The organism is Ideonella azotifigens (assembly GCF_006519715.1).
Lineage (GTDB): Bacteria > Pseudomonadota > Gammaproteobacteria > Burkholderiales > Burkholderiaceae_C > Ideonella > Ideonella azotifigens.
In genome coordinates this window covers 1-11,274 of the sequence record NZ_VIDT01000121.1, presented here as the reverse complement: position 1 = coordinate 11,274, position 11,274 = coordinate 1, and the positions used below count along the sequence as shown (strand labels likewise).

At 67.3% G+C, this 11,274-nt stretch carries 11 protein-coding genes; 5 read left to right on the top strand and 6 right to left on the bottom strand.

Annotation, left to right across the window (positions count from 1 at the left end; all coding sequences use genetic code 11):
- The 5 genes from pcnB to murJ all read right to left on the bottom strand — a co-directional run.
- Positions 1-1,315 (bottom strand): polynucleotide adenylyltransferase PcnB (pcnB, locus tag FKP22_RS10310; protein WP_141287408.1); only part of this gene is annotated, 1,315 nt, incomplete at its 3' end.
- On the bottom strand, positions 1,312-1,986 hold the full coding sequence (locus tag FKP22_RS10305) for a histidinol-phosphatase (protein ID WP_141287407.1): 675 nt from the start codon (positions 1,984-1,986) through the stop codon (positions 1,312-1,314). The genes FKP22_RS10305 and pcnB, both read right to left, overlap by 4 nt.
- Positions 1,967-2,722, bottom strand: coding sequence for a DnaA regulatory inactivator Hda (hda, locus tag FKP22_RS10300; protein ID WP_141287406.1), 756 nt, complete (start codon positions 2,720-2,722; stop codon positions 1,967-1,969). The genes FKP22_RS10305 and hda overlap by 20 nt, the downstream gene beginning before the upstream one ends.
- Positions 2,723-2,900: 178 nt before the next feature.
- On the bottom strand, positions 2,901-3,770 hold the full coding sequence (locus FKP22_RS10295) for a SirB1 family protein (RefSeq protein ID WP_141287405.1): 870 nt from the start codon (positions 3,768-3,770) through the stop codon (positions 2,901-2,903).
- A 61-nt stretch (positions 3,771-3,831) separates the two neighbouring features.
- Complete coding sequence (gene murJ / locus FKP22_RS10290) at positions 3,832-5,388, bottom strand: murein biosynthesis integral membrane protein MurJ (protein ID WP_141287404.1); 1,557 nt, start codon at positions 5,386-5,388, stop codon at positions 3,832-3,834.
- Between the two features lie 143 nt (positions 5,389-5,531).
- Between murJ and rpsT the strand changes: the two genes are divergently transcribed.
- Positions 5,532-5,828, top strand: a complete 297-nt coding sequence (gene rpsT / locus FKP22_RS10285; RefSeq protein ID WP_141287403.1) for a 30S ribosomal protein S20 — start codon at positions 5,532-5,534, stop codon at positions 5,826-5,828.
- Between the two features lie 71 nt (positions 5,829-5,899).
- Here rpsT and FKP22_RS10280 read toward each other — a convergent pair whose 3' ends face one another.
- The gene (locus FKP22_RS10280) at positions 5,900-6,241 is read right to left on the bottom strand and encodes a DUF3579 domain-containing protein (protein ID WP_141287402.1); all 342 of its coding nucleotides are present in this window, start codon (positions 6,239-6,241) and stop codon (positions 5,900-5,902) included.
- A 388-nt stretch (positions 6,242-6,629) separates the two neighbouring features.
- Here FKP22_RS10280 and FKP22_RS10275 point away from each other — a divergent pair, with 388 nt between their 5' ends.
- From FKP22_RS10275 to FKP22_RS10260, 4 genes are all read left to right on the top strand, one after another.
- Positions 6,630-7,823, top strand: a complete 1,194-nt coding sequence (locus FKP22_RS10275) for an aspartate aminotransferase family protein (RefSeq protein ID WP_141287401.1) — start codon at positions 6,630-6,632, stop codon at positions 7,821-7,823.
- Positions 7,820-8,782: an ornithine carbamoyltransferase gene (argF, locus tag FKP22_RS10270; protein WP_141287400.1), complete on the top strand. Its 963-nt coding sequence runs from the start codon at positions 7,820-7,822 to the stop codon at positions 8,780-8,782. Before FKP22_RS10275 ends, argF begins: the two co-directional genes overlap by 4 nt.
- A gap of 246 nt (positions 8,783-9,028) precedes the next feature.
- Positions 9,029-9,772, top strand: coding sequence for a metallophosphoesterase family protein (locus FKP22_RS10265; protein ID WP_141287399.1), 744 nt, complete (start codon positions 9,029-9,031; stop codon positions 9,770-9,772).
- A gap of 18 nt (positions 9,773-9,790) precedes the next feature.
- Positions 9,791-11,274, top strand: a 1,484-nt coding sequence (locus FKP22_RS10260) for a serine/threonine protein kinase (RefSeq protein WP_141287398.1), incomplete at its 3' end; no start/stop codon positions are given.

Sequence of the window (11,274 nt, the reverse complement as noted above, 5' to 3'; positions counted from 1 at the left end):
CAACCGCGGCTTCGCCCACGTCGGCGCGCAGGCGCAGGAAGTCGAACCCGGCACGGAAGCGCGGCTGCTCGACCAGCCCGTAGGCCTGGGCGCCGGTGCGGCGCTCGAAGCGAGGCTGCATCATCCAGATCTCGCGCATGTCGGTCGCCAGCTTGCCGCGGCCGGAAATGTCGCCAATGCGGGCGTCGAACACCGCGTCGATGGCCTGGGACAGCGCCGGCATCGGGTGTTCGCCTGCGTCGCGCAACCGGGTCCAGTTTTCCTGCACGTCGTGCCAGAGCATGCAGGCCAGCATGAAGCTCGGCGCCACGGCCTTGCCTTCGGCGACGCGGCGGTCGGTGTCCTTCAGCGCCAGGTGCACGAATTTCTCGCGCGGGCTGCCGGCGGTCGCATGGGTCAGCACCGCGTCCAGCACCGGGAACAGGCCGCGGTCCAGGCCCTGCGCCTTCAGCTGCGCCAGGCTGTCCAGCGCGTGACCTGTCTGCAGCAGCTTGATCATCTCGTCGAACATGCGCGAGGCCGGCACGTTGGCCAGCGTCGCGGCCATCGCCTTCAGTGGTTTCTGCGTCTTGGCCTCGATCGTGAAGCCCAGCTTGGCGGCAAATCGCACCACGCGCAGGATGCGCACCGGGTCTTCACGGTAGCGCGTCTCGGGGTCGCCGATCATGCGCAGCACCCGCGCCTGCGAGTCCTTGATGCCGCCGTGGTAGTCGATCACGATGCGCGTCGACGGGTCGTAATACATCGCGTTGACGGTGAAGTCGCGCCGCGCGGCATCCTCGATCTGCGGTCCCCAGACGTTGTCGCGCAGCACCCGGCCGCTGGCATCCACCACATGGCTCTTGCCGGCCATTTCGTCGCGCGAGGTCTTCTCGTTGCCCTCGACCTGCTCGGCAGCGCTGTTGTCCATGTAGGCGCGGAAGGTCGAGACTTCGATGACCTCGTGGTCGCGCCCCCGGCCATGGATCACGTGCACGATGCGAAAGCGCCGGCCGATGATGAAGGCGCGGCGGAACAGGCCCTTGACCTGCTCGGGGGTGGCGTTGGTCGCCACGTCGAAGTCCTTGGGCCGGCGGTTGACCATCAGGTCGCGCACCGCGCCGCCGACGATGTAGGCCTCGTAACCGGCCTGCTGCAGCGTGGTGACGACGCGCACCGCGCGCTCGTCCAGCAGCGAAGCGTCGATGCCATGCTCGCTTTCCGGCACCTCGGTGCGCTTGCCCAGCGGAATGCCGCCGGTCTTGGCGGGCTTGGCCGCCTTGGCCGAGCCGTCTGCCGGCTTGCCCAGCAGCTTGTCAATGAATTTGCGGATCATGGGGTCTCGAATAGATTCAGGATGCGCCAGCCGCGTTCGCGGGCAATCGCGGCCAGCGCGGGCGTGGGGTTGGTGGCCACCGGCGTGCTCACACGCTCCAGCAGCGGCAGGTCATTGGTGGAATCGCTGTAGAACAGCACCTCGTCGAATTCCTGCCAGGCGCGGCCCAGCTCGGTCAGCCAGGCATCCACACGGGTCACCTTGCCTTCGCGGAAGGTTGGCACGCCGTGCACCCTGCCGGTCACGCGGCCCTGCGCATCGCGCTCCAGCTCGACGGCCAGCAGGTGCTCGACGCCAAATGCGGTGGCAATCGGCCGGGTCACGAATTCATTGGTGGCGGTGACCACGGCGACCAGATCACCCGCGTCGATGTGCCCCTGCACCAGTTCACGCGCCGCAGGGTGCAGCACCGGCTCGATCACGTCCTGCATGAAGCGCGCGCGCATGGCCTCGGCCTCGGCCGTGGGCCGCTCACGCCAGGCGGCAGTCGCAAAGTCCAGGTAATCGGCCAGCACCAGCGTGCCGGCCTGGTACTGGGCATAAAAGCCGTCGTTGCGGCGGCGCCAGGCATCGCCGTCAACCCAGCCGACATTCACCATGTACTCGCCAAAAGCGTGGTCGGAATCGTTGGGCAGCAGCGTGCCGTCGAGGTCAAAAAGCGCGAGTTTCATCGGGGAACAGGTCCAGCGAAGCGGGGTCCGGGTCAGGTTGAGCGGTGATCGTGACCGGCTGCGAGCGCTGCCCGGGCTCCTCGGCCAGCATTTTCTTCAGCAGCGGCACGCTCAAGCCCCGGCCTTCCGCGAGCGAGAAACGGTCCAGCCGGATCAGCAAGGCCATCAGCGAGCCGAGTTCGCGCGAAAAATGGGTCAGCAGGTAGTCCAGCACCTCGGTGGAAAGCGCCAGGCCACGGTGACGGGCCTCGCGGACCAGCACCTCGCGCACGCCGTCGTCGCCCAGCGGCTGCAGCGCAAAAACCGGCCCCCAGCCGAAACGGGTGCGCAAATCTTCGCGCACCGGCAGGTCAACCGGCGGCAGCCGGCCAGCGGAAGCCATTTGCACACCGTGCGTGGCCGCTTCGACGAACAACGTGAAGGCGGCATGCTGGCGTGCCGCATCCAGCCGCTCGGCGCCATCGATCAGGATCAGCGACCAGCCTTCATCGAAGGTCCAGGGCAAGGCATGGTCGGCATCGAACCAGCCGCTGCGACCACCCTGGGCGTGCACCTGGTGCGCCAGCGCTGAAAGCAAATGCGTCTTGCCGCTGCCGGCCGGGCCACACAGGTAGACCGGCGGTCCCGGCAGCACCAGGTCACGCATGGCCTGGGCTGCCAGGCCGTTGTCGCCGGGCACGAAGTTCTGGAAATCGGGTTCGGCCTCCAGGCCGATGGCCAGCGGCATCTGCTTCATGCGCGGCCCGCCGCAGCACGCAACCAGGCATCGCCGCCAGCCAGCGGCCGGCCGCGCAACGCGAAAAGTTCTGCGGAGCGGTTCATGGTGAGAACGGAAGGAAGGCCTGCTGCACGAGCAGCGCGGCCGGGCGCCGGATTGTAGGACGGACGCCAACACGCGCCGCCAGCCGCATGCTTCAGTGCAACAGCGGGCGCGGGCTGCCGCGCAAGGCCTCGACCCGCGCCTCCAGCGCTGGCACGTCCGGCGCTGCCGGGCAATGCTGAAGATAGGCCACCAGGTCGCTCAGCGCGGCGCCGGCCTGCCCCAGCTCGGCGTAGACCAGGCCACGGTCACGCCGCTCCTCCCATTGCTCGGGCAGCAGGCAGACCAGGCGCTGCTGCACCGCCAGCAGCGCCACCCAGTCCTCGGACTGACGGTGGATGGCCTTCAGGTTGCCCAGCATGCGGGCCAGCATGTCGCGGGGCGCCGCGGCCTGCAGGAACAGGCCCAGCGGCGTCTCGAACTCGCCAATCAGGCCTTGCTGCTGGACAAAGGGCTCCAGGCGCTCCTCCAGCTCCTCGCGCGACAGCGAGCGGCCGTTGATCGGATCCAGGATGACCTCACCCGCCGGCATGCGCAGCTTGACCAGGAAATGCCCGGGGAAGGAAATGCCACGCGCCTGCAGGCCGATCTGCTCGGCCAGCTCGATGAAGATCAGCGCCAGCGAAATGGGTATGCCGCGCCGCGTGACCAGCACGCGGTGCACGTAGCTGTTGTCCGGGTCGTAGAAATGGTTGGCATTGGCACCAAAACCGAGCTCATTGAAGAAATAGCGGTTCAGCACCCGCAGCCGGTGCAGCGGCGCGGCATCGCCGGGCAGGCGGCGGCGCAGTTGCTCGCCCAGCCGGTCGATCTCGGCCAGCACGGCCTGCACGTCCAGGGCAGGATGGGCATCCTGCCCGAGCAGGATGGCCGCTTCCAGCAGCGCAAATTCATCGTCCCGGGTCACCAGTGCCGAGAAATAGTCCAGCGCACTTTGGGGCACGAGGCTCAGGGGCACACTCATGCCGCGGAGTGTAGGCCGAAGCGGCCAGCGCGGGTTTGCAAATTGCCGCGCGGCGTCGGCCTCAAGTCCGTCGCAGGAACTGCTTCAGCGGCAGGCCGGCCAGGCGCAAGGCGCCGAAATACAGCAGCGCACCCACGCCGATCACGCCGGCCAGCAGCCCTGCCCGCTGACCCGCGTGCGCCTGCAGGTCCAGCCACCCAACCGCCTGCGCACTCCAGCCCAGCCACAGCCCCAGCGCCAGATTGGCCGGCGCCAGCCGCGCCAGGTAGACCGGCCAGCCCGGCCCGGGACTGTAAAGCCCGCGCTTTTGCAGGCCGACCATCAACCAGCCAGCATTGACCATGGCGCCCAGGCCGATCGACAAGGCCAGGCCGGCGTGGCCCAGCCAGGGCACGAAGATCACGTTCATCAGTTGGGTGCAGATCAGCACCATCACCGCGATGCGCACGGGTGTGCGCAAGTCCTGCTGGGCAAAAAACCCGGGCGCCAGCACCTTGACGCCCACCAAACCCAACAGGCCGCAGCCGTAGCCGCGCAATGCCAGCACCGTCATGTCCACCGCTTCGGAGCTGAACTTGCCATAGTGGAACAGCACCGCCACCAGCGGCTTGGCGAACACCAGCATCGCCACCGCGCACGGCGTGGCCAGCAGCATCATCAGCCGCAGCCCCCAGTCCAGTTGGGCCGAATACCCTGCGTGGTCACCACGCGCCCGCAGCGCCGAGAGCCCGGGAATCAGCACCACGCCCAGCGCCACGCCCAGCAGCGCGGTGGGGAATTCCATCAGCCGGTCGGCATAAACCAGCCACGAGACCGCACCCGGGCGCAGGTGCGAAGCGATCTGGGTGTTGATCAGCAGCGACGCCTGCGCGACCGACACGCCCAGCAGCGCCGGCGCCATCTGCTTGAGCACGCGGTGCACGCCAGGGTGACGCCAGGCAGCGAGCAGCGCGCCCGGCAGCACGCCAATGCGCGGCAAGGCGCCAATGCGCGCCAGCGCCGGGATCTGCACCGCCAGCTGCAGCACGCCACCCAGCAGCACGCCGGCCGACAGTGCGTGAATGGGCTGAATGTCATGCGACCTCAGCACAGGCGTCAGCCCCAGCGAGCAGCCGATCATCGCCACGTTCAGCAGCACTGGCGTGGCGGCCGGCAGCGCAAAATTCTTCCAGGTGTTGAGCACGCCGGCCGACAGCGCCACCAGCGACATGAAGCCGATGTACGGGAACATCCAACGTGTCAACACCACCGCCAGGTCGAATTCCTCCAGCCCGGCGCCGAACAGCCAGACCACTGCCGGCGCCGCCAGCACGCCAACGACGCAGGTCGCCACCAGCACCCACAGCAGCACCGTGCCGACCGCGTCAATCAGCCGGCGGGTGACTTCATCACCCTCGCGCTCGCGGGTGGCCGCCAGGATGGGCACGAAGGCCGCGGAAAAAGCGCCCTCGCCAAACAGGCGGCGCAGCAGATTGGGAATGCGGAACGCGACGTTGAAGGCATCGGTCACCGCGCTGGCGCCAAAACTCGCGGCAATCAACTGGTCCCGGACCAGCCCGGTGATGCGAGACAACAAGGTCCAAAGCGAAACAGTGGACGCAGCCTTCAACAGATTCATGGGAGGGCCGGCACCTGGGCGCCGGCAGCAGGCGAAACCGCGAATTATGGGGGAGCCTGCAGCACAAGCGGGCGCCAGCTTGCCTTGTGTAGGAGATATCAGATATACTCGACAGTCTTTCCCCACCTGGAAAACCATACAGCATGGCCACCTCCTCCAAAGCCAAGAAGCGCACCGTGCGCCTGGCCTCGGGCCGCAAGCGCGCCCGCCAGGACGTTCACCTGAACGCCGCGAACACTTCGCTGCGCTCCAAGTTCCGCACCTCCGTCAAGAGCGTCCTGAAGGCTGTTGCCACCGGCGACAAGGCACAGGCTGCCGAAACCTTCAAGACCGCCCAAAGCGTGATCGACTCGATCGCTGACAAGGGCATCTTCCACAAGAACAAGGCAGCTCGTCACAAGAGCCGCCTGGCAGCCAAAGTCAAGGCGCTCGCCGCCTGACGCAACCTCCAGGTGGAAAGTGAAAAGCCCCGCGTCGCGGGGCTTTTTTCATGGCCGGGCGACTTTGGCGATCAGGCCTTCTTCTCGCCGCCGGCTGCCGGCGCCTCGGGCAAGAGGCACGCATCGGTGACCTGCAGATTGTTGTCGCGGGCAAAGTTCATCACGAAGTCCCAGGCCATCGGCTCGATGTCCTTCAGCGCCTCGTTGACGATCACGCACTTCACGCCGTTGATCACTCGCGGCACGCAATACGGCGAATAGCCGATGAAGGCGCCAATGCCGGCCTTGCTGCCGCCGGGGCGGAAGCAGGACATCGCGCCTGCCAGCCGCTCCGCCCAGTCACTGGGGCGAAACGTGCGGCCTTCCATGGTGAGACCCTGGATGAACACTTCGCGCGGCTTGGACAATGACATGGGTGACGTGGCGGGACGCCGGCCGGCAAGGCCGGCCTGCAGTTTTGACAACGACGTTCGCGTCTCGACGCGGGCTCAACGCCTGCTCGGCAACCGGTAGCGGCTGGCGCGAACAGCGTATTGTGCCTTGCGGGTGCTGCGATGCAGCATGCAAGGATTTGCGAAGGGCAGCGCAGGCCGGCCAGAAGCCCTGGACGGCCTCCGGCACGGCGTCTGCCGCCCACCTTCCAGCCCTGTTTTCGGCACGGCAGCCAAAGGCTTGAGAAGCGGTGGCATGCCCCATGCCGGCCTTTAGAATTCACCCCGGGGCAGCCTGTGATCGACAAGACACAGCCGCCCTTTGTTTTCTCCACTTCTTCCTTTGCTCATACCGACCCGGAGCCTGCCCATGTCCGCCCCCATGCCCCATGTGATGAACACCTACGGCCGACTGCCCATTGCGCTGTCGCACGGCCGAGGCTGCACCGTCTGGGACACCGAGGGCCGACGCTACCTGGACGCGCTGGGCGGCATTGCCGTCAACACGCTGGGCCACAACCACCCGGTGCTGGTACCCGCGCTGCAGGACCAGCTCACCAAGCTGATCCACACCAGCAACTACTATCAGACCCCGCTGCAGGAAAAGCTCGCCGAGCTGCTCTGCGAACGCGCCCAGATGTCGGCCGCGTTCTTCTGCTCCACCGGCCTGGAAGCCAACGAGGGCGCACTGAAGATCGCCCGCAAATTCGGCCATGACCGCGGCGTGGACCGGCCCGAGATCATCGTCTTCGACAAGTCCTTCCACGGCCGCTCGATTGCCACCTTGTCGGCCACCGGCAACCCCAAGATCCAGGCAGGATTCGGCCCGTTGGTCGAAGGCTTCGTGCGCCTGCCGCTGAATGACGTGGACGCGCTGCACAGTGCCGCCGCCACGCATCCGAACATCGTCGCGGTGCTGGTCGAGCCCATCCAGGGCGAAGGCGGCATCGTGCCGGCACGGCTGGACTACCTGCGCGAGTTGCGTGCAATTTGTGACGCGAACAACTGGCTGCTGATGTTCGACGAAGTGCAGAGCGGTTTTGGCCGCACCGGCAAGTGGTTTGCCCACCAGTGGGCCGGCATCAAGCCGGACGTGATGCAACTGGCCAAGGGCCTGGGCTCTGGCGTGCCGGTCGGCGCAATCCTGGTCGGCCCCAAGGCCAAGGATGTGCTGGGCCCGGGCAACCACGGCAGCACCTTCGGCGGCAACCCGCTGGCCATGCGCGCCGGCATCGAAACCATTGGCGTGATGGAAGCCGACGGCCTGCTGGCGCATGCCGCCGAGGTGGGAAGCCGCCTGAAGCAGGCCTTCGAGCGCGAACTGGGCAGCCTGCCGGGCGTCAAGGAAATCCGCGGCCATGGGCTGATGCTGGGCATCGAGCTGGACCGCCCTTGCGGCGTGCTGCTGGGCCGCGCGGCCGAAGCCGGGCTGCTGATCAGCGTGACGGCCGACAGCGTGGTGCGCCTGCTGCCGCCGCTGATCCTGAGCACGGCCGAAGCCGACGAGATCGTCAGCCTGCTGGTGCCGCTGATCAAGGCCTTCCTCGCGGAACCCTCCGCATGAAACCGGGTTTCAGCCTCATGAAGCACTACCTGCAGTTCAAGGACTTTCGGGCCGAGGAATACGCCTACCTGTTCGAACGCGCCCGCGTCATCAAGCAGCGTTTCAAAAACTACGAGCGCTACCAGCCGCTGACCGACCGCACGCTGGCCATGATCTTCGAGAAGGCCAGCACGCGCACCCGCGTCAGCTTCGAAGCCGGCATGTACCAGATGGGCGGCTCGGTCGTGCACCTGACCACCGGCGACAGCCAGCTCGGCCGCGCCGAGCCGATCGAGGACTCGGCCCGCGTCATCAGCCGCATGGTCGACATCGTGATGATCCGCACCTTCGAGCAGACCAAGATCGAGCGCTTCGCCGCGCACTCGCGGGTGCCGGTCATCAACGGCCTGACCAACGAATTCCACCCCTGCCAGATCCTGGCCGACCTGCTGACCTACCTCGAAAACCGTGCGCCGGTGCATGCCCGCGGCTATGACCTGGATTGCCTGAAGGGCAAGGTCGTGGCCTGGGTGGGCGACGGCAACAACATGGCCAACACCTGGTTGCAGGCCGCCGAGATCCTGGGCTTCACGGTGCACGTGAGCACGCCCAGCGGCTACGAGGTCGACCCGAAAGTCGCCGGCATTTCCCGCAGCGACTGCTACAAGGTCTTCAAGGACCCGTTGGAAGCCTGCCGCGGCGCCCACCTGGTCACCACCGATGTGTGGACCAGCATGGGCTACGAAGCCGAAAACGCCGAACGCCTGAAGGCCTTTGCCGACTGGTGCGTGGACGCCGAGATGATGGCCGTGGCCCAGCCCGACGCCCTCTTCATGCATTGCCTGCCGGCGCACCGTGGCGAAGAGGTCAGCGCCGAAGTGATCGACGGGCCGCAGTCGGTGGTCTGGGACGAAGCCGAGAACCGCATGCACGTGCAGAAGGCGCTCATGGAGTACCTCTTGCTCGGGCGCATCGGCTGAGGCTCAACGCTTCCCTGCAACCCCCTTTGCCCCCTTTTGCAAGAGGCCGACCCCGGCCGCGGCGCCTCTGACCGCCGGGTTGCCGCCAACCTGAGGCGCCGCCGTTGCGGCAGGCGTTCTGGTTGGTGTCGATGCGCACCTCGGCGTTCTGGTAGTAGCCTGCACCGGTGGCCACGCTGCCCCCTGGCCAAACGTGACCGACAATCGCCCCGCCCTTTCCCGTCCCGTCCTGCACTGCCCATCCCGATGAAACTGGCCCTGGTAACAGACCTGCACGCCAACCGCGAAGCGGTACAGGCCGTGCTGGACCATGCCGCAGCGCAAGGCGCCGAGCGCTATGCCTTCCTCGGCGACTACGTCGGCTACGGAGCCGACCCGGGCTGGGTCATCGACACGGTGCGCGAATACGTGGCCAATGGCGCGATCGCAGTGGGCGGCAACCACGACTCGGGTGTGGCCGACGTGATCTCGCCGTCGATGCGCCCCGAAGCGCGCCAGGTCGTGGAGTGGACCCGCTCGCAGCTGGACGACGCGCAGATCGGTTTCCTCAAGCGGCTGCCGCTGTCCGTCACCGAGGGCGACATGCTGTTCGTGCATGCCAATGCGTTTGCACCGGCCGAGTGGGAGTACATCCAGGGCCGCATCGAGGCCGTGCGCAGCCTGCATGCCACGACCTGCCACTACACCTTCTGCGGCCACATGCACGAGCCCAAGCTGTTCCACCTTTCAGGCACCGGCAAGGCGGGCGACTTCATCCCTTCGCCCGGCGTGCCCATTCCGATTCCGCCGCTGCGCCAGTGGCTGATCGTGCCGGGCTCGGCCGGCCAGCCGCGCGACGGCAACCCAGCTGCCTGCTACGCGATCTTCGACACCACCGAGCAGACGCTGACCTTCCAGCGCGTGCCCTATGACCACGAAATGACCGGCGACAAGATCCGCGCCGCCGGTCTGCCGGAGCGCCTGGCAGAGCGCCTGGCCCAAGGCCACTGAACCCGCCGGCGGGCCTGGATGGAAAGCACTGCCTCCTTCAAGGGACCCAGCCGCTACCGCGGCGCTGACGCCCACGGCTCGGCGCTGCGCATCGGCCAGGTGATCGATGGCTTCCGGCTGGAGGAACGCCTGCACCAGGGCGGCATGGCCAGCCTGTGGCGGGTGACCCGGGTGGGGGCCGACGCGCTGCCGGTGGCCGACAGCACCATGCCTCTGATCATGAAGGTGCCGCGCATCAAGGGCGGCGAGGACCCGGCCGCCATCGTCGGCTTCGAGGTCGAGCGCATGATCATGCCGACCCTCTCCGGCCCGCACGTGCCGAAGTTCGTCGCCAAGGGTGATTTCACCCGCCAGCCGCACATCGTCATGGAGCACATCCCCGGCGCCACGCTGCGCCCGCGGCTGGACAGCGCGCCGCTGGCCATCCTGGAAGTGGTGAACCTGGGCGAGCGGGTGGCCAGTGCTTTGCACGAGCTGCACCGCCAGCACGTGGTGCACCTGGACATCAAGCCCAGCAACATCCTGTTCCGCGAGGACGGTACCGCCGTGCTGATCGACTTCGGCCTGTCGCGCCACGATCAGCTGCCGGACCTGCTGGACGAGGAATTCACGCTGCCGATGGGCACCGGGCCGTACATGTCGCCCGAGCAGGTGCAGTTCGTGCGTAACGACCCGCGCAGCGACATTTTCGCGCTGGGCGTGATGCTCTACCACTTCACCACCGGTGAGCGGCCCTTCGGTGCGCCGAACACGGTGCGTGGTCTGCGCAAGCGGCTGTATTTCGACCCGGTGCCGCCGCGCGCCATCCGTGCCGACTGCCCGCCCTGGCTGCAGGAAGTCATCCTGAAATGCCTGGAGGTCAACCCGGACCACCGCTACCAGACGGCCGCGCTGCTGGCACTGGACCTGCAGAACCCCGGCCAGGTGCCGCTGGGGCCGCGCTCGGAGCGCATGCAGCGCAGCAGCACCTACACCCGCTTCAAGCGCTGGTTCTTCGCGCTGGGCTCGGAGCCTGACAGCCGTGGCGTCAGCGCCAGCGAAATGGTGCACAAGAGTCCCATCATCGTCGCCGCGGTCGACGTGGAGAACGCCTCGTCGCACCTGCTGGACGAGTTGCGAGAAACCGTGCGCCGCATCGTGCAGACCGAGCCGGGCGCGCGCCTGGCCTGCGTCAGCGTGATGCGCACCGCGCGCATGGGCATGGACGAGCTGGTCGACAAGGCCGGCCAGAGCGTGCACGTCAAGCAGCTGATCAACCTGAAGCACTGGGCCCGGCCGATCAGCAAAGCGCTGGACCTGGAAGAAGGCCGGCTGACCTACCACGTGCTGGAAGCGCCGGACGAGGCCAACGCCATCATCGAATTCGCCCGCCGCAACCAGGTCGACCACGTGGTGCTGGGCGCGCGCGGCCAGTCGGCGCTGCGACGCTACCTGGGCAGCGTGTCCTCGCAGGTGGTGGCCGAGTGCGAATGCACCGTCACCGTGGTGCGGGCCAATGCACC

Bases quoted from the DNA above. Each gene is read 5' to 3' on its own strand.
- FKP22_RS10305 (WP_141287407.1), bottom strand. From the start codon at position 1,986: ATGAAACTCGCGCTTTTTGACCTCGACGGCACGCTGCTGCCCAACGAT.
- hda (WP_141287406.1), bottom strand. From the start codon at position 2,722: ATGAAGCAGATGCCGCTGGCCATCGGCCTGGAGGCCGAACCCGATTTC.
- FKP22_RS10295 (WP_141287405.1), bottom strand. From the start codon at position 3,770: ATGAGTGTGCCCCTGAGCCTCGTGCCCCAAAGTGCGCTGGACTATTTC.
- murJ (WP_141287404.1), bottom strand. From the start codon at position 5,388: ATGAATCTGTTGAAGGCTGCGTCCACTGTTTCGCTTTGGACCTTGTTG.
- rpsT (WP_141287403.1), top strand. From the start codon at position 5,532: ATGGCCACCTCCTCCAAAGCCAAGAAGCGCACCGTGCGCCTGGCCTCG.
- FKP22_RS10280 (WP_141287402.1), bottom strand. From the start codon at position 6,241: ATGTCATTGTCCAAGCCGCGCGAAGTGTTCATCCAGGGTCTCACCATG.
- FKP22_RS10275 (WP_141287401.1), top strand. From the start codon at position 6,630: ATGTCCGCCCCCATGCCCCATGTGATGAACACCTACGGCCGACTGCCC.
- argF (WP_141287400.1), top strand. From the start codon at position 7,820: ATGAAACCGGGTTTCAGCCTCATGAAGCACTACCTGCAGTTCAAGGAC.
- FKP22_RS10265 (WP_141287399.1), top strand. From the start codon at position 9,029: ATGAAACTGGCCCTGGTAACAGACCTGCACGCCAACCGCGAAGCGGTA.